Here is a 19,541-nt window from a genome sequence, read left to right as displayed (position 1 = left end):
AGTTGTCGACGCCCATATCGACAGGTGTACAACACTCGCCCTCGCTCCACTCCAGGAGGTCACTGGGCGCGCCGGTGCGGGCTCGGCCGGTGCGGGCTCGACCGGAGCGGGGCGGTCGGGATTTCGGCGCGGACGTGGGTTGGCGCGTATTTTTGAACGGGGGCACCGTATCGGCGTGTATGGCAGACCGGACGCGAGCACACGTGTACGTCACGGGACGGGTACAGGGCGTCTTCTATCGCGCGAGCACTCGCGACGAGGCTCGCGAGCGCGGAGTCGACGGCTGGGTGATGAACATCGAGGACGGGCGGGTCGAAGCGGTCTTCGAGGGGCCGGTCGAGGCGGTCGAGGCGATGGTCGAGTGGTGTCACGAGGGGAGCGACCGTGCACACGTCGAGGACGTGGAGGCGGAGTACGGCGACCCCGAGGGGCTCGACGGGTTCAGGATACGGCGGTGACCGACCGACGGCGGCCGGCCGCCGTCCGGGAGAACAGCCGGAACCGACGGCCGGTTGCCCCCACCCTTATCCGGCGGGCGGGCGAACGCCCGTCCATGATTACGGGCAGCGAGATGGCCGTGGTCGACGAGAACGCCGCGGCGATGGGGGTCCCGCGCAAGCAGTTGATGGAGTCGAGCGGGCACGCGGTCGCGCGCGCGGTTCGCGAGGTCGTCGACGCCGGCGCGAGCGTCCGGGTCGTCGCCGGGCGGGGGAACAACGGCGGCGACGCCTTCGTCGCGGTCCGGTTTCTCGACGACTGCGACGTGACGACCAGCCTGCTGGGCCGCCCCGAGGCGATCGCGACGGACATCGCCCGTGAGAACTGGGAGGCCCTCGCGGCCGGCGAGTACGACACCGAGACTGTCCGTGACTCCTCGGCGTTCGACCTGCACGGCCCCGACGTGGTCGTCGACGCGATGCTCGGGACCGGCATCGCGGGCGACCTGCGCGAGCCCGAGCGCACCGCGGCGGCGGCGATCAACGACAGCGACGCGACCGTCGTCTCCGTCGACGTGCCCTCGGGGCTGAACGCCGAGACGGGCGAGCTGGCCGACACCGCCGTCGAGGCCGACCGCGTGGTCACGTTCCACGACACCAAGCCCGGACTGTCCGACCTCGACGCCGAGGTGACCGTCGCGGACATCGGCATCCCCGCGGCCGCCCAGCGGTTCGTCGAACGGGGCGACCTCGCCCGCCTCGACGACCGCGATCCCGGCAGCCACAAGGGTCAGAACGGCGAGGTGCTCGTCGTCGGCGGCGGCCCCTACGCCGGCGCGCCCGCGCTCTCGGCGAAGGCCGCACTCCGCGCGGGCGCGGATCTGGTCCGCGTCGCCTGTCCGATGGTCGTCGGCCGCGAACTCCAGGGGTTCGGCGAGGACCTGATCGTCCGCCCCTACCAGGGCAAACAGCTCGAACCCAAACAGGTGGGCTTTCTCCTCCAGATGGCTCGCCACCACGACACCGTCGTCATCGGCCCCGGCCTCGGCGACGAGGACGAGACCCTCGAAGCCGTCGAGGGGATCCTCTCCGGGTATTCGGGGACCGCGGTCGTCGACGCCGACGCCCTCTCGCGGGTCCCCGACGTGGACACCGAAGCCGACCTGATCTGCACGCCCCATCAGGGCGAGTTCGCCGAGATGGGCGGGCGCGTCACCGACGACTGGGAGGAACGGACCGGCATCGTCGAGCACTTCGCCGCCGAATTGGGCCAGACGGTCCTCGTGAAGGGGGAGTACGACGTGGTCTCCGACGGGGAGACGACTCGGGTCAACCGCACCGGCAACGCCGGCATGACGGTCGGCGGCACCGGCGACGTGCTCGCCGGGATCACCGCCGCGCTCGCGGCGACCCAGGAACCGGTCCACGCCGCCGCGATGGCCGCCTACGCCAACGGGGAGGCGGGCGACCGCGTCTACGAACGCCGCAACAACGGCCTCGTCGCCACCGACCTCCACGAGGAGATTCCGAGCGTCCTCTGGACCGACCGAGGTGGCGAGGCGTGAGTGGCGACGGGAAGGGGGACGGCAGTGAGCCCGACGGGGCCGACCCGGGCGCGGCCGACCTCACCCACACCGACGAGTCGGGCGAGGCGCAGATGGTCGACGTGGGCGACAAGCCCGACACCGCCCGGCGGGCCGTCGCCCGCGGGACTATCCGCCTGCGGTCCGAGACGGTCGATGCCGTACGCGACAACGCAGTCGACAAGGGCGACGTGCTCGCGACCGCCCGGATCGGTGCGATCCAGGCGGTCAAGCACACCTGGGAGACGATCCCGATGTGTCACCAGATCCCGATCACGAACGTCGACACCGACTTCGCGCTCGGCGACGACGGTATCGAACTCACCGTCGCCGTCGAGACGACCGGCAAGACCGGCTGCGAGATGGAGGCGCTGGAGGGCGCCACGACCGGGCTCAACGTCGTCTGGGACATGGTGAAATCCGCCGAGAAGGACGCCGACGGCGACTACCCCGAGACCGGGATCGAGTCCGTCGAGGTCGTCGAGAAGACGAAGCGACCGCTGGAGTAACTGGCGTCCCGATCCGGGACGACCGCGGTCGGCGGCGAACGTTCAAGTACCGGGGCGCGACCAGGCCGGGGTATGCGCTGAGACCCGCCCCGCGGCGGCCCGCGGTCGCGCGACGCGACCGCCGCGCGGTATCGATATCTCGTCGCCTGTTCGCTACGGAACCCCGATCCGTTCACCGGGTTCCGCCCACTTTTGACGGTCGTCGCCGTGTGTCCGACTATGCGCGCAGCAGTCTACCACGGCGAGCGGGACGTACGCGTCGAGGACGTGGACCGACCGGAGATCGAAGCCCCCGGCGACGCCCTGGTTCGGGTGACTCACACGGCCGTCTGCGGTTCCGACCTGTGGCCCTACCGCGGGCAGAGCGACCGCGACACTCCCTCGCGGATCGGCCACGAGCCGATGGGGATCGTCGAGGAAGTGGGCGAGGACGTGCGGAGCGTCCAGCCCGGTGACCGCGTCTTCGCACCGTTCGTCGTCAGCTGCGGGGAGTGCGAGTTCTGCCGACGGGGACTCCACACCTCCTGCGTGAACGGCGACGGCTGGGGCGGCGACAACGGCGGCGCCCAGGGCGAGTACGTCCGCGCGCCCTACGCCGACGGGACCCTCGTTCGGATCCCGGACCGCTACGCCGACGACGAGGACGCGCTGCAGGCCGCCCTACCGCTGACCGACGTGATGGGTACCGGTCACCACGCGGCCGTCAGCGCCGGCGTCGCGGCCGGCGACACCTGCGTCGTCGTCGGCGACGGCGCCGTCGGCCTCTGCGGCGTCCTCGCCGCCCGTCGCCTCGGCGCCTCGCGGATCGTCGCCGTGGGCCACCACGCAGACCGGCTCGACATCGCCGAGGAGTTCGGCGCCACCGAGACCGTCCTCGAAGGCGACGGCGGGGTCGACGACGCCGCGGAGCACGTCACCGAGATCACGGGCGGCGGCGCCGAGCACGTCCTGGAGTGCGTCGGCGCCGCGGGCGCGATGGAGACGGCCGTCGGCGCCGCCCGCCCCGGCGGCACCGTCGGGTACGTCGGCGTCCCACACGGCATGGGCGACGGCCTCGACCTGTTCCCCTTCTTCGGCGACAACGTCACCCTGTCGGGCGGCGTCGCACCGGTTCGCGCCTACGCCGACGAGCTGCTCGCGGACGTGCTCGGCGGCACGCTCGATCCCTCGCCAATCTTCACGAAGACCGTCTCGCTGGAGGACATCGCCGACGGCTACCGCGCGATGGACGAGCGCGAGGCGATCAAGGTGCTCGTGAAGCCCTGACCGGCCCCGGTGACGCGACCGCGCCGGTAGACCGACAAGCCTCCCGCCCGTCCCTCTGACCATGCCGACAGTCAGCGAGACGTACCTGGAGAACCGGTGGCGCGTTCAGCCGAACCACGCGAACAACTACGGGACCGTCCACGGGGGCAACGTCATGAAGTGGATGGACGAACTCGGCGCGATGTCGGCGATGCGCTTCGCCGGCGAACCCTGTGTCACCGCCTCGATCGACCGCATGGACTTCCACCGTCCGATCCCCACCGGCGAGGTGGCCGTCATCGAGTCGTTCGTCTTCGACGAGGGCCGTTCCAGCGTCAACGTCCACCTCCGCGCGACCCGCGAGAACCCCCGGACCGGCGAGCAGGAGATGACCACCGAGTCGCAGTTCGTCTTCGTCGCCATCGACGAGGACGGGTCGCCCGTGTCCGTCCCGGATCTGACCGTTGAGGGCGAACGCTGCCGGGAACTGCGTGAGCGGGCACTGGCCTGGCGGGAGGACCACCCGCAGAACGAGTGAACCGCGAGCCGACCGAACCCCGTATTCGAGCCTGGCCGCTTCAGGCCGACGCCTCGACGAGTTCGCCCGCCTTCGAGCGCGACCGTTCGACGACCGCGGGGCGGGCCTCGAACTCGATGACGACCTGGTCGCCGTAGTCGACCGAGTCGACCTGGGCGTTGTCGTGGATCCACGAGACGACCGACATCGTCTCGTCGGTCATCGGGAGGACGAGCCGCTCGCGCTCGTAGTCGGGGAGTTCCGCGTGGATGCGCTCGCGGAGATCGTCGACCCGCTCGCCGGTCCGGGCCGACACCGCGACCGGGTTCGGCGCCAGCGCCGACAGCGCCTCCCGTTTGCGCTGGACTTCCTCGTCGTCGACCGTGTCGACCTTGTTCAGCACCGTCACGATGGGCGCCTCGTTGCGCTCGGCGAGCGTGTCGTGACACGTGACGAGCTTCTCGCGGATCTCCTCGACCGGCTCGCTCACGTCGACGACCAGCAGGACGAGATCCGCCCGGTAGACCGAGTCAAGCGTCGACTTGAACGACTCGACGAGCCAGTGGGGCAGGTCCGAGATGAACCCGACGGTGTCGGTCACGAGCACGTCCCGCTGGTCCATGTCCGCTCGCCGGGTCGTCGTCCCCAGGGTCGTGAACAGCCGGTCCTCGGACTCGGCGGTCGCGTCCAGGTCGGGATGGAGGTCCTCGTTCTCGTCCACGTCGACGTCCTCGGCGAGGCGGCGGAGCAGCGTCGACTTCCCCGCGTTCGTGTAGCCGGCCAGCGCCACCAGGTCGAACCCCGACTCGCGGCGCTGTTCGCGGCGGTGTTCCTCGGTCTCCTCGATCCGTTCGAGCTCGTCGCGGATGCGGGAGATCTGGGCTTTGATGTCCCGCTCGCGGCTCTCGTCGTACTCGCCCAGCCCCATGAACCCCGGTCGCTCGTCGCGCCGGGCGAGGCTGGCCTTGGCCTCCGCTCGCGGGAGTTCGTACCGCAGCTCCGCGAGCTCGACCTGCAGCTGGGCCTTGCGGGTCTGTGCGCGCTGGCCGAAAATCTCGAGGATGAGCCGGAAGCGGTCGACCAGTTTGACCCCCTCGGGGAGTTCGTTGCCGATGTTGTACGTCTGATACGGCCCGAGCTGGTTGTCGAAGACGACGACCGTCGCCTCCGTCTCCGCCACCGTGCGCGCGAGCGTGGCGACCTTCCCCTCCCCGACGTGGGTCGCCGGGTCCTCTTTCCTCGTCTGGGTCACCTCGCCGACCACGTCGTAGCCGGCCGCGCGCGCCAGGTCGCGGATCTCCGTCGTGTCGGGCTCTCCGCTGTCGACGCGTTTGGCGACGACAGCCCGCCGGTGGGATCCTGTCTCCGTCACTCGCGCGTGGCTACGGCGCCCGCGTATTTAAACTCTGGTCGGACGCGACGGCCGACCCCGGCGGACACTTCCGACGGGCGTTCGCCCCAGATATCCGGGTCTGCGCCGCCGCTCGCGTTCGAGTAAGTCGGGGTTACTCGACGCGGCCGGAGGGCACAAGAGCCTTATCCCGCGCCCGTTACCGGGACGGATATGGTAGACATCGGCTTGCAACAGATCGGGCTGGAGCTGGGCTCGGGCGCGGTGATCGGGGGTCTGATCGGCTTCGCGGCCAAGAAAGTCGCGAAGATCATCGCGATTCTGGTCGGCGTCGAACTCGCGCTGTTCAAATTCCTGGAGTCCCAGGGGATCCTCGTCGTCGACTGGGAGCGCCTCTCTGCGGGACTGGTCAACGCCAGCAGCGCCGCGACGGACGCTGCGACCGGGAGCCAGCCTCCGGGCATCGTCGTGAGCCTGCTGTCGGTCATCCCCGTCAGCGCCGGCTTCGCGGGCGGGTTCCTCGTCGGCTTCAAGAAGGGATAGTCCGGCGGCGCGGGCGATTCGGAGCCGCGGATCTTTCGATGGGCGACACTGGCTAGCGGCGCGGTCGCTGATCGGTCGTGAGAGAGAGCGGAGGACCGGTCGGCCGTTACGGTGACTGACCGGAGCCGCCGGGCGTGCCGCTGCCCTGGGGCACGTCGTCGTCCTTGTCGCCGGAGACGAGGAATTCCAGGAGGTTGCCTGCGAACTGCTCGTTGTCGAGGTCGTACAGCTCGGAGGACTTGAGGAAGGAGGTGTCGGCGACCAGCACCATGTTGTCGTTCTGCGCGGCGACGGGGTACTGGCCCGCCTGTCGCCGTTCGAGCGTTCGGGTCCCGGAGAGGGCGCGCATTCGAACCTGCGCGCCGTCGCCGGTCGAAACGACGTAGCCGGCCGAGTCGAACGTGACGTTTGAAACGCCCTCCGTCAGCGCGCTCGACCCGTCGGGGCTCGCGATGATGCTCTCGTAGTTGTTGTCGTTGCCGCCGTCCTCGATGTTGTAGAGGCCCTCGGTCCCCATCCGGAGGCCGAACTCCCCGACCAGGTCCTGGGCACCGAAGCGGACCTCGGAGATCTGCGCGCTCAGGCCGCTCCCGACCGACAGCTGGGGCGGCTCGGCGAGCACGGCGATGCGGCCGCCGCCGTCGGCGTAGGCGCTCAGGCCCGCGATCTCGGCGTCGGAGAACGAAGCGGTCGGCTGGACGATCAGCACGGCGTCGTACTGGCGCAGCGTCGCGTTGTAGCTGCTCTCGCCGAACCCGCCGTCGTCGCCGGCCGCGCTCGGCGTGAAGTCGACCTCGTGGCCGGCCCGGGCCAGCGCCTCGACGAGCGGCGCCAGGTCCGACTGGGAGTACCGGTTGCTGTGGTCGCTGTCGACGAGAACGCGCTTGCTCTCGCCGCCGCTGTCGAGCGATATCTCGCCGTCCTCGGGCGCGCTCGTCGCGAGGACGTTCTCCGGCGCGAACTGGCCGGGCGACTGTCCCTCTATCTCCTCGCCGTCGGCCGGTCCCGCGGAGCCGGACCCGCCGAGGACGCCGAGGAGCGCCGTGCCCGCGAGGACGACCGCGATCACGACGACGAAGACGCCGAGCGGCTTGAGTATCTCACTCGCTTTCATTGTTCACCTCCGGAGCGTCCTCGGTGACCGGGACGCCCCAGACCGCGTGGAACTCGTAGGGCTGCTGGAACTCCGTTCCCCCGTCGTCGGAGCTCTCGACGTAGACGACGTTCCCGTCCACCTTCGCGGGGTCCTCCGAGAGGACGATAGTGCCGCCGGAGGGGCTGACGGGCTCGTTGTAGTCGACGTCGTACTGGTCGCCGTCGATGCCGTCGGCCCGCGCCGCGGCGTCCGCGATGGCCGAGTTGAGGTCGCCCATCTCGTCGGCGAAGCCGTTCCGGATCGCGGCCGGGCCGATGTACGCCTCGCCGTGGGCGACGCCGCTGCGGTTCAGCGAGAGGTTGGCGCCGCGGTGTTTCATGATCGTGTCGACGAACGCGTTGTGGAGCGTCTCCATCTGCTCGCGCAGCTGGTCTTTTTCCGTCGTCGCCTTGTCCGGGCCCGTCCGGAGGTAGGCCTTGCTCTGGGCCTCGGACTGTTCGACCGTGCTTAGCGGCGCGCTGACGATGACGCCGATGGAGCCGAGGGTCGAACTCGGCTTGACGAAGATCTTGTCAGCGGGCGCGATCCCGAAGTACCCGCCCGAGGCGGCCGTCCCCTCGACGTAGGCGACGACCGGCATCTGCGCGGCGGTCCGGTTGACCGCCAGGTAGAACTCCTCGCTGGACGCGACGGCGCCGCCGGGGCTGTCGATCCGCAACACGACCGCCTCGACGGACTCGTTGGTTCTCGCTTCTCTGAGGTCTTCCTTGATGTCGTTCACCGGACCGGCGTCTGTCCCGGCCCGCAGCGTGATGACCGACACGGTGGGGTCCCCCGAATCGCCCGAAGATGACTGCGTAGCGCTCCAGACGACTGGCGCGAGTACGGTGCCAATCAGGACGGCGACGACCACGACGATCACGTACAGCACCGTGGTCGTCTTGGTCGAATCGGTTCTATCCACCATACACCTCGGGGAACGGACGACCCCCTCATGAAGGTTGGTCAATCTAAAACTCCGTTTGACATACGCGCCGGTCGCGACCGGGTGGCGCAGTAGCGGTCCGTTCGCTCCGGTCTCGGCGGTAACCGCGGCCTACCGCGGTTCGACGGCGCTCGACCCGTCGGGTCGCTACTCTCCGACCAGTCGCTCGGCGCGCTCGCGGTCGGCCGGCGTGTTGACGTTGACTCGCTGGCCGTCGAACGCGACCGTCTCGACGCGGCGCTCGGCCCGCAGGAAGAGGTCGATCGCGTCGGTCAGTTCGTACTCGCCGCGGTCGGAGGGCTGGACGAGGTGGCAGGCGTGGAAGATGTCCGGGGAGAAGGCGAACAGCCCCGTCAACACCTGCGTCGACGGCGGGTTCGACGGCTTCTCGACGACCGCGTCGAGGCGGCCGTCGTCGTCGGTGACGAACACGCCCGTGTCGGCCGCCTCGTCCCGGGAGACCTCGTCGACGAGCAGCGTCGCGTCCACGCCGTCGGTCCGTTGGCGCTCGACCACTTCCGCGAGGTTCCCCGTCATCACGTTGTCGGCGTTGAACACGAGGAAGTCGTCGTCGACCTCGGTCTCGGCGCGCAGGACGGCGTCGGCCAGGCCCTTCGGTTCGCGCTGGTGGACGTACGTGATCGGGACGCCGTCGAACGCGTCGCCGTAGTGGTCGATGATCGCCTCCTTCCGGTAGCCGACGACGATCACGAACTCCGTGACGCCCAGCGCGACCAGCTCGTCGAGCCCGTGGGAGAGCAGCGGGCGGTCGCCGACCGCGACCAGCGGTTTCGGTCGGTCCTCGGTGTGCGGTCGGAGGCGCGTGCCGCGCCCGGCCGCCGGGATGACTGCTTTCATCTCGTCCGACCGCACGCCGCCCGCCCACTAAACGCTGCCGCGGGCGCCGAACCTGAGATCCGATATCGCGGTCACCGGTCCGCCGAGCGGTTCCGCAGTCCCGTCAGAAGATGTCTTCGAGGGCTTCGAGCCGCGCGATCAGGTCGTCGATGCCGTCGTTCATCTCGGCGACGCGCTCGCCGAGCCCGTCGGCCGGGATCGCCCCGTTGGGCGTCGGCTCGATCAGTTCGTCGTCCTCCAGCATCCGCAGCGAGTACCGCACCTTGTGTTCGGGCACGTCCGTCTCCTCGGACAGCCGGACGATCCCGATCGGTCCCGACTCGATAACCGCCTCCAGAATCTGCAGATCCCGTTCCTCCTTCTCGACCTGTTTGGTCAGTCGTTCCACCATGAAAGCCCACCGGGTCTATTCCCTCCGTCCGTAATAAATGTCGCAGATGCCGAGTTCGGGTACCGCGCGGTCGACACGACTGCGGCCGCGTTCCGCCGCCCGCGGCCCTACTCGTCGCCGACGGGCGTCCGCCGGAGTTCGTCGATCTGGTCGCGCAGGCGCCCGAGTTCGCTCTCCAGCTCCTCCTGGCGGTCGATGAGCGCGCCGAGTTCCTCCGTGTTGACCGAGTAGTCGTGGTCGAGCGCGCTGTCGAGCGAGTCCGTCGTCGCCTGGACGAGATACGAGGCGAACTGCAGCACCTCCTCGGGCGAGCCCTGGCCCTCGAACAGGTCCACCGCACCCGATTTCGGCGTGTAGCTCACCACCGGGACCTCCGCCTCTCCGTGGTAGGTCGTCGTCGCTTCGAGCTCCGTCACCGGGTTGCGCCGCTCGCGGGTCTGTTCGGTGCGGACGACGCCGAACGGCTCGGCCAGCGCCGGATACGTGTCGCCCAGGTCCCGCAGTACGTCGGCGGCCTCGACGCCCAGCTGGGCCTCCACGTCGCCGTAGAACTGTTTCGACCCCGACAGCGACAGCGCGACCGCGTAGAAGACGTGCTGGTTGTTCTCCGCCAGGTCGCGGATGCGCTCGCGGACGACCTCGTGGTTGCCCTCCAGCGTCTCCCGCTCCAGGTCGTCGAGCAAGGCCCGGGTCCCCTCCTCGCGTTCGAGGAACTCCTCGACGAGCACGCGGGGCATCGCCTGACTGTCGATCTCGTCCATACCAGCCCATTCACAGCCAGCCATATCGCTCTGGCGGACCCGCTACCCCCTCGCGGTCACCAGCCCTCGACGGTCCTCCGACACGCCACGTGCAGCGCCACGAACACTGTCACCGCGAGAAACACCCCGCTCGCCAGCCCCGAAAGCACCGCCTGTGGCACGCCCACTACCTCGCGGACGACCCAGGCCAGCGCGACGAACGCCGCGATCAGCGCGATCCCGCCCAGCGCCCCGCCGGCCCGCGACCACTCGCTCGCGCGCGCCCCCAGCGACGACCGCGCGACCGGACCGAGGACCAGTGCGGTCCCGACGAACCCTCCGGCGACCCAGGTCCACTGCAGTCCCGCGACCGTCGTCAGGTCGCTCAGGAACAGCACCCCAGCGAGCGCGCCCACGAGCACGTCCGTCCACGTCGGCGTCCGGTCGGGGAGCCACGCGATACCGGTCTCTGACTCCATACGTCGACGGAGACGCGCACTACTGATAAGTCGATCGCCCGACAGGAATCCGGACCGCGACCGGTCGGCTCTCACCGGCGACGACCGCAGACACCCTCGGAATCGGCGCGCGCTGTCGCGAGTCTCGTCTCGCGACGACACCGCGCGAGGGATTCGCGACTCGTGTGTCGCGAATCGGCTGGGGAGGCTCGTGGCCGTCTGCGGTCGCTGTGCGGTCCTGGTGGACTGAAAGGGCGAGGCGCGCTCGCGCCGGGCGTCGCCTGAGCGGGCACTATCCGCACGGGCTGTGTGGAGAGCGCGGATATCCCGACTCAGCGACCGCGAGCGCGGCGAGGGCTTTCAACGCCTGCCGTCGAGTGCGGTCGAGACGATAGCTAGCGAGCGGATCGAGTTCGAGAGGCGCGGAGACGAGACTCCGCGTCGTGGAAATCAGAGAAGACGCCCGAGGCGGGATTTGAACCGGAATCAGACGTGCTCGCTCACTACGTTCGCTGCGCGCGACTGATAGGGTTCAAATCCGGACGGCGCACACGAAATTCAGGAATGCGCGGAGACGGAGCTCCGCGCGGATAGAATTTCGAGAAGCGCCCGAGGCGGGATTTGAACCCGCGTCACGACCGTGACAGGGTCGTATGATGGGCCACTACACCACCCGGGCTACATGCACACCTGCGAGGGAGACACGGAAAAGGCTTTCCAGTTACGACGGCGCCCTCGCCCGATCACACCGTCTCGACCGTGCCAATACCTCCCGTACCCCAACACCTATCAAGGACTTCCGCGTATCCTGTGGCACGAACCGACAACGCCGCTGTCCCACGACGGTTGCTCGCGTTGCGAGTAGCTTTGCTCGGGAGACTTGGTAAGCGTTTTATAGCTCGCGGTTATAGGCGCCTGTAGTATCTCGTGACAGCAACTTCTCTCAGACAGGCCAACACATGGTAGACGTAAGCCAACACGAACTCGTCCCCGACCACACGGTCCTCGACGGCGATGAGATCGAGGGCGTGCTCGAGGAGTACAACATCAAGAAAACCGATCTGCCGAAGATCAAGCGCACCGACCCCGCGATGCGCGACCTCGAAGCGGACGTCGAGGTCGGCGACGTGGTCCAGGTGACACGGGACTCGCGAACGACCGACCGGGCAGTCGTATACCGACTCGTCGTAGAATAACATGAACATTCAGGACAGACGCGAGATATCGCGTGAGTATTTCTCGAGGGAACGGCTCGCAGAACACCACTTCCGCTCGTTCAACGCGTTCCTCAACCGGGGGATGCAGGAGGTCGTCGACGAGAAGGCGACCATCGAGACGGACATCGGCGACAAGGAGGGCGAAGAGCCCGTCTACGTCGAACTCGGGGACGTTCGGGTGGTCACCCCCCGCGTTCGGGAGGCGGACGGCTCCGAGGAGCTGCTCTACCCCCAGGAAGCGCGCCTGCGGAACATCACCTACGCCGCGCCCGTCTTCATGGAGATGGCGATCATCAAGGGCGGCGAGGAGGAGGAAGAGCGGGTCGTCGACCAGACCGAGACCAAGATCGGCCGCATGCCGGTCATGGTCGGCTCCGACAAGTGTAACATCGCCGGGTTCACCCGGGAGGAGCTGATCGACATCGGGGAGGACCCCGCCGACCCCGGCGGCTACTTCATCGTCAACGGCTCCGAGCGGGTGCTGATGACCAGCGAGGACCTCGCGCCGAACAAGATCCTCGCCGAGACCGACACCAAGTACGGCGACACCATCGAGGTCGCCAAGACGTTCTCCCAGCGCCGGGGCTACCGCGCGCTGGTGCTCGTCGAGCGCACCCGCGACGGGCTGCTCGAAGTATCCTTCCCGTCGGTCTCGGGGAGCATCAACTTCGTGACGCTCATCCGGGCGCTCGGGCTCGAATCCGACGAGGAGATCGTCCACCGCGTCTCCGAGGACCCGGAGATCGTGAAGTTCATGCTCGAGAACCTGGAGGCCGCCGAGGTCCAGACGACCGAGGAGGCCATCGAGGAACTCGGCAAGCGCGTCGCCTCCGGCCAGGGCAAGAACTACCAGCTCAAACGGGCAAACTACGTCATCGACCGCTATCTCCTCCCGCACCTCCACGAGGACGGCGTCGAGGAGGAGGACGTGCGCATCAACAAGGCGTACTACCTCTGCCGGATGGCCGAGGCGTGTTTCGAGCTCGCGCTCGACCGCCGCGAGGCCGACGACAAGGACCACTACGCCAACAAGCGCCTCAAGGTCAGCGGCGACCTCATGAAGGACCTCTTCCGGACGGCGCTGAACAAGCTCGCCCGGGACGTGAAGTACCAGCTCGAACGCGCGAACATGCGCAACCGGCAGCTCTCCGTCTCGACCGTGGTTCGCTCGGACGTGCTGACCGAACGGCTGGAACACCCGATCGCGACGGGCAACTGGGTCGGCGGCCGCTCCGGCGTGAGCCAGCTCGTCGACCGGACGGACTACATGGGCGTGCTCTCGCACCTGCGGCGGCTGCGCTCGCCGCTTTCGCGCTCGCAGCCGCACTTCGAGGCGCGGGACCTGCACGCGACCCAGTGGGGTCGCATCTGTCCCTCGGAGACGCCCGAGGGACCCAACTGTGGGCTGGTGAAGAACTTCGCGCAGGCGATGGAGCTCTCCCAGAACGTCGAGGACGAACAGGGACTGAAACAGGAACTGGCGGCGATGGGCGTCTCGGGCATCCCGGGCATCGAGTCCATCGACCAGCAGCCAGCGGACGACTAACATGAGCCAGCAACGAGAAGCCAAAGTCTACGTCAACGGGAGCCTGGTCGGGACACACCCCGACCCGCATCAGCTCGCAGACCAGATCCGACAGGCCCGCCGCCGCGGCGACGTGAGCGAGATGGTCAACGTCTCGGTCAAGAACCGCACGCGCGAGGTCATCGTCAACGCCGACGCCGGCCGCGCTCGCCGCCCCCTGCTCGTCATCGAGGACGGCGAGCCGATCATCTCCGACGAGGAGGTCGAGGCCGTCAAGGACGGCGACATGGAGTTTGAGGAGCTCGTCGAACGCGGCTACATCGAGTTCATCGACGCCGAGGAGGAGGAGGACATCTACGTCGCGGTGAACGAGGAGGAACTGAACGAGGACCACACCCACCTCGAAGTCGACCCGCAGCTGATGTTCGGTATCGGCGCGGGGATGATCCCGTACCCCGAGCACAACGCCTCGCCCCGGATTACGATGGGGTCGGGGATGATCAAGCAGTCGCTCGGCCTGCCGAGCGCCAACTACCGGATCCGGCCGGACACGCGCCAGCACCTGCTGCACTACCCGCAGCTCTCGCTCGTGAAAACGCAGACGACCGAGCAGATCGGCTACGACGACCGACCGGCCGCGCAGAACTTCGTGGTCGCGGTCATGTCCTACGAGGGGTTCAACATCGAGGACGCCCTCGTCATGAACAAGGGGTCGGTCGACCGGGGCCTCTCCCGGTCGCACTTCTTCCGCACCTACGAGGGCGAGGAACGGCGCTACCCCGGCGGCCAGGAGGACCACTTCGAGATCCCCGACGACGAGGTCCGCGGTGCGCGCGGCGAGGAGGCGTACACCCACCTCGACGAGGACGGCCTCGTCAACCCCGAGACCCACGTCGGCGAGAACGACGTGCTGCTCGGGAAGACCTCCCCGCCCCGGTTCCTCGAAGAGCCGGACGACATGGGCGGGCTCTCCCCGCAGAAGCGGCGAGAGACCTCCGTGACGATGCGCTCCGGTGAATCGGGCGTCGTCGACACGGTGACCCTGATGGAGGGCGAGGACGGTTCGAAGCTCTCGAAGGTCTCGGTGCGCGACGAGCGCATCCCGGAACTGGGCGACAAGTTCGCCTCCCGGCACGGTCAGAAGGGCGTCGTCGGCCACATCGCGCCCCAGGAGGACATGCCCTTCACCGAACAGGGCGTCGTCCCGGACCTGATCATCAATCCGCACGCGCTGCCCTCGCGGATGACCGTCGGGCACATCCTCGAGATGATCGGCGGGAAGGTCGGGTCCCTAGAGGGACGGAGAGTGGACGGCACCGCCTTCACCGGCGAGGACGAGGACGAACTCCGCGGCTCGCTGGAGGAGCACGGGTTCATGTCCAGCGGCAAGGAGATCATGTACTCGGGCATCACGGGCGAGCAGATCGAGGCGGAGATCTTCCTCGGGACCATCTTCTACCAGAAGCTCTACCACATGGTCTCGAACAAGATCCACGCCCGCTCGCGCGGCCCGGTGCAGGTCCTGACCCGCCAGCCGACCGAGGGGCGCGCCCGCGAGGGCGGCCTGCGCGTCGGCGAGATGGAACGGGACGTGCTCATCGGTCACGGGGCCGCGATGGCGCTGAAGGAGCGGCTGCTCGACGAGTCCGACCGCGAGTTCATCAACGTCTGCGGCGAGTGCGGGATGACGGCGGTCGAGAACGTCGAACAACGGCGTGTCTACTGCCCCAACTGCGACGAGGAGACCGAGATTCACGAGGTCGAGATGAGCTACGCGTTCAAGCTCCTGCTCGACGAGATGAAGGCGCTCGGTATCGCGCCGCGCATCGAACTGGAGGACGCAGTCTAACATGTCCGAGCAAGGAACACCCCAGGAGATCGGTCAGATCAGCTTCGGGCTGATGGACCCCGAGGAGTACCGCGAGATGTCGGCCACGAAGGTCATCACCGCCGACACCTACGACGACGACGGCTTCCCCATCGACATGGGCCTGATGGACCCCCGCCTGGGCGTCATCGACCCCGGGCTGGAGTGCAAGACCTGCGGCAAGCACTCCGGGTCCTGTAACGGCCACTTCGGCCACATCGAGCTGGCGGCGCCGGTCATCCACGTCGGCTTCGCGAAGCTCATCCGCCGGCTGCTCCGCGGGACCTGCCGCGAGTGCTCGCGGCTGACCCCCGTCGACGGCCGCCGCGTCGCCGACGCCGAGGAGAAGGCCGAGGAGCGCAAGCGCGAGTACCGCGAGAAGCTCGAACGGACCGCGGAGCTCAACGAGGACATGTCGGACGTGCTCAAGTCGGCCATCCGCGAGTGCCGCAAGGTCGACTACTGTCCGTACTGCGGCGCCAAGCAGTTCGACATCAAACACGAGAAGCCGACCACCTACTACGAGATCATCGAGGTGCCCCACGGCGAACTCTCCAAGCGCCTCGAACGCGCGATGGACCCGCCGGAGGGCGAGGCCGTCCGACCGAGCGACATCGCCGAGGAACTCGACGACGGCGACTTCGAGGCCGAGCGCATCCGCGAGCTGCTGTCGGGCACGTATCGCCCGGACCGCAACGACATCGAGCGCCTGAAGAACCTCGGTCGCGCGCTGGGTCGGCTCAACGACCTCGACGAACTCGAGGAGGACGTGAGCTCCGCCGCCGAGTACCTCGTCGAGGAGGACATGGACAAACTGATGCCCTCGGACATCCGCGACTGGTTCGAGGAGATCCCCGACGAGGACATCGAGGCGCTCGGCATCAACCCCGAGCGCTCGCGGCCGGAGTGGATGATCCTCACCGTCCTGCCGGTCCCGCCGGTCACCGCTCGTCCCTCCATCACGCTGGACAACGGCCAGCGCTCCGAGGACGACCTCACGCACAAGCTGGTCGACATCATCCGCATCAACCAGCGGTTCATGGAGAACCGTGAGGCGGGCGCGCCCCAGCTGATCATCGAGGACCTCTGGGAACTGCTGCAGTACCACGTCACCACGTTCATGGACAACGAGATCTCGGGCACGCCGCCGGCGCGCCACCGCTCCGGTCGGCCGCTCAAGACCCTCTCCCAGCGGTTGAAGGGCAAGGAGGGCCGCTTCCGCGGTTCGCTGTCCGGGAAGCGCGTCAACTTCTCCGCGCGGACGGTCATCTCGCCGGACCCGACGCTGTCGCTGAACGAGGTCGGCGTCCCCGACCGCGTGGCGACGGAGATGACCCAGACGATGAACGTCAACGAGCGGAACCTGGACGAGGCTCGGCGCTACGTCTCGAACGGGCCCGAGGCCCACCCGGGCGCCAACTACGTCCGCCGCCACGACGGTCGCCGTCTGAAGGTCACCGAGAAGAACTGTGAGGAGCTCGCCGAGAAGGTCGAGCCCGGCTGGGAGGTCTCCCGGCACCTCATCGACGGCGACATCGTGATCTTCAACCGGCAGCCGTCGCTGCACCGGATGTCCATCATGGCCCACGAGGTCGTCGTGATGCCGTACAAGACGTTCCGGCTGAACACGACGGTCTGCCCGCCGTACAACGCCGACTTCGACGGCGACGAGATGAACATGCACGCCCTGCAGAACGAGGAGGCCCGCGCGGAGGCGCGCGTCCTCATGCGCGTGCAGGAACAGATGCTCTCGCCGCGGTTCGGCGAGAACATCATCGGCGCCATCCAGGACCACATCACCGGGACCTACCTGCTGACACACACGAACCCGCACTTCAACGAGACGCAGGCGCTCGACCTGCTCCGTGCGACGCGGATCGACGAGCTGCCCGAGGCGGACGGCGTCGACGACGGCGGCGCGGAGTACTGGACGGGCCGGACGCTGTTCTCGGAGCTGCTGCCCGACGACCTGAACGCCGAGTTCACCTCCTCGGCGGGCGACGAGGTCGTCATCGAGGACGGCCAGTTGCTCTCGGGGACCATCGACGAGGACGCGGTCGGCGGCTTCGGCGGCGAGGTCGTCGACACCATCGCCAAGGAGTACTCGAAGACCCGCGCGCGCATCTTCGTCAACGAGGTGTCGACGCTGGCGATGCGCTCGATCATGCACTTCGGGTTCTCCATCAGTATCGACGACGAGTCGATCCCGGACGAAGCCGAGGGCCAGATCGACGAGGCCATCGACGACGCCTACAGCCGCGTCCAGAAGCTCATCGAGACCTACGAGGCCGGCGAGCTGGAGTCGCTGCCCGGTCGGTCGGTCGACGAGACGCTGGAGATGAAGATCATGTCCACGCTCTCGAAGGCCCGCGACACCGCGGGCGACATCGCGGAGGACCACTTCGGCGACGCGAACCCGGCGGTCGTCATGGCCGACTCGGGCGCGCGTGGCTCGATGCTGAACCTCACGCAGATGGCCGGCTGCGTCGGCCAGCAGGCGGTCCGCGGCGAGCGGATCAACCGCGGCTACGAGGACCGCACGCTCAGTCACTACAAGCCCAACGACCTCTCCGCGGAGGCCCACGGCTTCGTCGAGCACTCCTACCGAAGCGGGCTCGAACCGCGGGAGTTCTTCTTCCACGCGATGGGCGGTCGCGAGGGGCTGGTCGACACCGCAGTGCGTACGTCGAAGTCCGGCTACCTGCAGCGCCGGCTCATCAACGCCCTGTCCGAGCTGGAGACCCAGTACGACGGCACCGTCCGGGACACCAGCGACACCATCGTCCAGTTCGAGTTCGGCGAGGACGGCACCTCCCCGGTCGAGGTCTCCTCGAACGAGGAGGGGCCGGCCGTCGACGTGGACGAGATCGTCGACCGCGTGGTCGACGCGGAGTTCGACTCCGAGGCCGACAAGGCGAAGTTCATCGAGCGCGAGCCGGAGCCGACGAACATCTCCGAGCACGCGGACGACTGGTGGATGGAAGCGGCCGGGGGTGACTGACCATGGAGATCACCGAGGACGTGCGAGCCCTGGTCGAGGACACCGAGCTCCCGCGCCGACTGAAAGACGACGTCTACGAGCGCCTCGAATCGCGCGGCGACCTGACGCTCGAACAGGTCGACGACATCGCGAAGGCGGTCGAGAGCAAGTACGTCGACACGCGCGTCGACCCGCTCGACCCCGTCGGGACCGTCAGCGCCCAGTCCATCGGGGAACCCGGGACGCAGATGACGATGAACACCTTCCACTACGCGGGGGTCGCGGAGATCGACGTGACCCAGGGGCTGCCCCGGCTCATCGAGCTGGTCGACGCCCGGAAGGAGCCCGACACCCCGATGATGACGATCCACCTCGAGGACGAGTACGCCGAGGAGCGCGAGCGCGCGCACGAGGTCGTCTGGGGGATCGAGTCGACGAAGATCCTCCAGCTGGGGGACGTGTCGACGAACGTCGCCGACATGCTCGTCCAGGTCGACCTCAACGAGGACACCCTCGAGGAGCGGTGGCCGACCGCCGACAACCTCGAATCGGTCGTCACCGACATCGCCTCGACCATCGAGTCGAAGCTCGGCGTCGAGGTGCAGACGCCGGCGCCGACGGTCGTCCAGTTCGGCCCGGACGAGCCCAGCTACCGCGACCTGCTGCAGCTGGTCGAGGAGCTGCGCGACATCGTCTTCAAGGGGATCGAGGAGGTCTCACGCGTCGTCATCCGGAAGGAGGAGACCGACGAGGGCGAGGAGTTCGTCCTCTACACCGAGGGGTCGGCCCTGGGCGACGTGCTCGGGCTCGACGGCGTCGACGCCTCGCGGACGACGTGTAACAACATCCACGAGATCCACCGCCAGCTCGGCATCGAGGCCGCCCGCGAGGCGATCATCAACGAGACGATGAACACGCTCGAAGAGCAGGGGCTCGACGACGTGAACATCCGCCACCTGATGCTCGTCGCGGACATCATGACCAACCGCGGCTCCATCGAGTCGATCGGTCGCCACGGCATCTCCGGCAACAAGGAGTCCGTGCTCGCTCGCGCGGCGTTCGAGGTCACCGTGAATCACCTGCTCGACGCCGCCATCCACGGCGAGGTCGACGACCTCAACGGCGTCACCGAGAACGTCATCGTCGGCAAGCCGATCAAGCTCGGGACCGGCGACGTGGACCTGCGGATGGCCGCCGGCAGCGGCGGCGACAGCCCCGAAGAGGCCGACTGATGACGGA

At 68.2% G+C, this 19,541-nt stretch carries 18 protein-coding genes and 1 tRNA gene; 11 read left to right on the top strand and 8 right to left on the bottom strand.

What is annotated here, in order from left to right; translation table 11 throughout:
- Positions 1-179: 179 nt before the first annotated feature.
- The 5 genes from HZS54_RS15075 to HZS54_RS15055 all read left to right on the top strand — a co-directional run bounded on the left by HZS54_RS15075 (position 180) and on the right by HZS54_RS15055 (position 4,312).
- The gene (locus HZS54_RS15075; RefSeq protein ID WP_179917932.1) at positions 180-458 is read left to right on the top strand and encodes an acylphosphatase; all 279 of its coding nucleotides are present in this window, start codon (positions 180-182) and stop codon (positions 456-458) included.
- A gap of 95 nt (positions 459-553) precedes the next feature.
- Positions 554-2,002: an NAD(P)H-hydrate dehydratase gene (locus HZS54_RS15070; protein ID WP_179917931.1), complete on the top strand. Its 1,449-nt coding sequence runs from the start codon at positions 554-556 to the stop codon at positions 2,000-2,002.
- The gene (gene moaC / locus HZS54_RS15065; RefSeq protein WP_179917930.1) at positions 1,999-2,529 is read left to right on the top strand and encodes a cyclic pyranopterin monophosphate synthase MoaC; all 531 of its coding nucleotides are present in this window, start codon (positions 1,999-2,001) and stop codon (positions 2,527-2,529) included. The genes HZS54_RS15070 and moaC overlap by 4 nt, the downstream gene beginning before the upstream one ends.
- A 219-nt stretch (positions 2,530-2,748) precedes the next feature.
- Complete coding sequence (locus tag HZS54_RS15060; protein ID WP_179917929.1) at positions 2,749-3,795, top strand: alcohol dehydrogenase catalytic domain-containing protein; 1,047 nt, start codon at positions 2,749-2,751, stop codon at positions 3,793-3,795.
- 61 nt (positions 3,796-3,856) lie between these two features.
- Complete coding sequence (locus HZS54_RS15055) at positions 3,857-4,312, top strand: acyl-CoA thioesterase (protein ID WP_179917928.1); 456 nt, start codon at positions 3,857-3,859, stop codon at positions 4,310-4,312.
- A gap of 40 nt (positions 4,313-4,352) precedes the next feature.
- Here the strand turns inward: HZS54_RS15055 and hflX are convergent, their stop codons facing one another.
- Positions 4,353-5,663, bottom strand: coding sequence for a GTPase HflX (gene hflX / locus HZS54_RS15050; protein ID WP_179917927.1), 1,311 nt, complete (start codon positions 5,661-5,663; stop codon positions 4,353-4,355).
- A gap of 192 nt (positions 5,664-5,855) precedes the next feature.
- On the opposite strand from hflX, the gene HZS54_RS15045 reads away from it, so the two are divergent.
- Positions 5,856-6,185 carry an FUN14 domain-containing protein gene (locus HZS54_RS15045; RefSeq protein ID WP_179917926.1) on the top strand — a complete coding sequence of 110 codons (330 nt, stop codon included), beginning with the start codon at positions 5,856-5,858 and terminating at the stop codon, positions 6,183-6,185.
- Between the two features lie 106 nt (positions 6,186-6,291).
- Here HZS54_RS15045 and HZS54_RS15040 read toward each other — a convergent pair whose 3' ends face one another.
- From HZS54_RS15040 to HZS54_RS15010, 7 genes are all read right to left on the bottom strand, one after another.
- Positions 6,292-7,299: a DUF4350 domain-containing protein gene (locus HZS54_RS15040; protein WP_179917925.1), complete on the bottom strand. Its 1,008-nt coding sequence runs from the start codon at positions 7,297-7,299 to the stop codon at positions 6,292-6,294.
- The gene (locus HZS54_RS15035) at positions 7,286-8,248 is read right to left on the bottom strand and encodes a S49 family peptidase (RefSeq protein WP_179917924.1); all 963 of its coding nucleotides are present in this window, start codon (positions 8,246-8,248) and stop codon (positions 7,286-7,288) included. The genes HZS54_RS15040 and HZS54_RS15035 overlap by 14 nt, the downstream gene beginning before the upstream one ends.
- A gap of 165 nt (positions 8,249-8,413) precedes the next feature.
- Positions 8,414-9,124 (bottom strand): sugar phosphate nucleotidyltransferase, encoded by a 711-nt coding sequence (locus HZS54_RS15030; RefSeq protein ID WP_179917923.1) that lies wholly within the window; start codon positions 9,122-9,124, stop codon positions 8,414-8,416.
- 103 nt (positions 9,125-9,227) lie between these two features.
- Entirely contained in the window at positions 9,228-9,515 is a 288-nt protein-coding gene (locus HZS54_RS15025) for a winged helix-turn-helix transcriptional regulator (protein ID WP_179917922.1), read from the bottom strand.
- Positions 9,516-9,622: 107 nt separating this feature from the next.
- Positions 9,623-10,276 carry a hypothetical protein gene (locus HZS54_RS15020; RefSeq protein WP_179917921.1) on the bottom strand — a complete coding sequence of 218 codons (654 nt, stop codon included), beginning with the start codon at positions 10,274-10,276 and terminating at the stop codon, positions 9,623-9,625.
- A gap of 56 nt (positions 10,277-10,332) precedes the next feature.
- Positions 10,333-10,734 carry a hypothetical protein gene (locus HZS54_RS15015; RefSeq protein WP_179917920.1) on the bottom strand — a complete coding sequence of 134 codons (402 nt, stop codon included), beginning with the start codon at positions 10,732-10,734 and terminating at the stop codon, positions 10,333-10,335.
- A 585-nt stretch (positions 10,735-11,319) separates the two neighbouring features.
- Positions 11,320-11,392: transfer RNA gene (locus HZS54_RS15010), tRNA-Asp, on the bottom strand.
- 280 nt (positions 11,393-11,672) lie between these two features.
- On the opposite strand from HZS54_RS15010, the gene HZS54_RS15005 reads away from it, so the two are divergent.
- The 5 genes from HZS54_RS15005 to rpoA2 are packed head-to-tail and all read left to right on the top strand — an operon-like array spanning position 11,673 to position 19,534.
- Positions 11,673-11,909 (top strand): DNA-directed RNA polymerase subunit H, encoded by a 237-nt coding sequence (locus HZS54_RS15005; RefSeq protein ID WP_179917919.1) that lies wholly within the window; start codon positions 11,673-11,675, stop codon positions 11,907-11,909.
- Position 11,910: 1 nt separating this feature from the next.
- The gene (locus HZS54_RS15000; protein ID WP_179917918.1) at positions 11,911-13,476 is read left to right on the top strand and encodes a DNA-directed RNA polymerase subunit B''; all 1,566 of its coding nucleotides are present in this window, start codon (positions 11,911-11,913) and stop codon (positions 13,474-13,476) included.
- Position 13,477: 1 nt separating this feature from the next.
- Positions 13,478-15,304, top strand: a complete 1,827-nt coding sequence (gene rpoB / locus HZS54_RS14995) for a DNA-directed RNA polymerase subunit B (protein ID WP_179917917.1) — start codon at positions 13,478-13,480, stop codon at positions 15,302-15,304.
- Position 15,305: 1 nt separating this feature from the next.
- A complete protein-coding gene (locus HZS54_RS14990; RefSeq protein WP_179917916.1) occupies positions 15,306-18,323 on the top strand; it encodes a DNA-directed RNA polymerase subunit A' in 3,018 nt (1,005 codons plus the stop codon).
- A gap of 2 nt (positions 18,324-18,325) precedes the next feature.
- Positions 18,326-19,534 carry a DNA-directed RNA polymerase subunit A'' gene (gene rpoA2 / locus HZS54_RS14985; protein WP_179917915.1) on the top strand — a complete coding sequence of 403 codons (1,209 nt, stop codon included), beginning with the start codon at positions 18,326-18,328 and terminating at the stop codon, positions 19,532-19,534.
- The last annotated feature ends 7 nt before the right edge of the window (positions 19,535-19,541 follow it).

Source organism: Halosimplex pelagicum, assembly GCF_013415905.1.
Classification (GTDB): Archaea; Halobacteriota; Halobacteria; order Halobacteriales; family Haloarculaceae; genus Halosimplex; species Halosimplex pelagicum.
This window is presented reverse-complemented; position numbering and strand designations above follow the sequence as displayed.

Excerpts from the sequence above, each read along its gene's own strand:
- HZS54_RS15000 (WP_179917918.1), top strand. The coding sequence starts at position 11,911 with ATGAACATTCAGGACAGACGCGAGATATCGCGTGAGTATTTCTCGAGG.
- rpoB (WP_179917917.1), top strand. The coding sequence starts at position 13,478 with ATGAGCCAGCAACGAGAAGCCAAAGTCTACGTCAACGGGAGCCTGGTC.
- HZS54_RS15025 (WP_179917922.1), bottom strand. The coding sequence starts at position 9,515 with ATGGTGGAACGACTGACCAAACAGGTCGAGAAGGAGGAACGGGATCTG.
- HZS54_RS15060 (WP_179917929.1), top strand. The coding sequence starts at position 2,749 with ATGCGCGCAGCAGTCTACCACGGCGAGCGGGACGTACGCGTCGAGGAC.
- HZS54_RS15005 (WP_179917919.1), top strand. The coding sequence starts at position 11,673 with ATGGTAGACGTAAGCCAACACGAACTCGTCCCCGACCACACGGTCCTC.
- HZS54_RS14990 (WP_179917916.1), top strand. The coding sequence starts at position 15,306 with ATGTCCGAGCAAGGAACACCCCAGGAGATCGGTCAGATCAGCTTCGGG.
- HZS54_RS15040 (WP_179917925.1), bottom strand. The coding sequence starts at position 7,299 with ATGAAAGCGAGTGAGATACTCAAGCCGCTCGGCGTCTTCGTCGTCGTG.
- rpoA2 (WP_179917915.1), top strand. The coding sequence starts at position 18,326 with ATGGAGATCACCGAGGACGTGCGAGCCCTGGTCGAGGACACCGAGCTC.
- HZS54_RS15015 (WP_179917920.1), bottom strand. The coding sequence starts at position 10,734 with ATGGAGTCAGAGACCGGTATCGCGTGGCTCCCCGACCGGACGCCGACG.
- HZS54_RS15075 (WP_179917932.1), top strand. The coding sequence starts at position 180 with ATGGCAGACCGGACGCGAGCACACGTGTACGTCACGGGACGGGTACAG.
- HZS54_RS15070 (WP_179917931.1), top strand. The coding sequence starts at position 554 with ATGATTACGGGCAGCGAGATGGCCGTGGTCGACGAGAACGCCGCGGCG.
- HZS54_RS15055 (WP_179917928.1), top strand. The coding sequence starts at position 3,857 with ATGCCGACAGTCAGCGAGACGTACCTGGAGAACCGGTGGCGCGTTCAG.
- HZS54_RS15035 (WP_179917924.1), bottom strand. The coding sequence starts at position 8,248 with ATGGTGGATAGAACCGATTCGACCAAGACGACCACGGTGCTGTACGTG.
- HZS54_RS15020 (WP_179917921.1), bottom strand. The coding sequence starts at position 10,276 with ATGGACGAGATCGACAGTCAGGCGATGCCCCGCGTGCTCGTCGAGGAG.
- HZS54_RS15030 (WP_179917923.1), bottom strand. The coding sequence starts at position 9,124 with ATGAAAGCAGTCATCCCGGCGGCCGGGCGCGGCACGCGCCTCCGACCG.
- HZS54_RS15045 (WP_179917926.1), top strand. The coding sequence starts at position 5,856 with ATGGTAGACATCGGCTTGCAACAGATCGGGCTGGAGCTGGGCTCGGGC.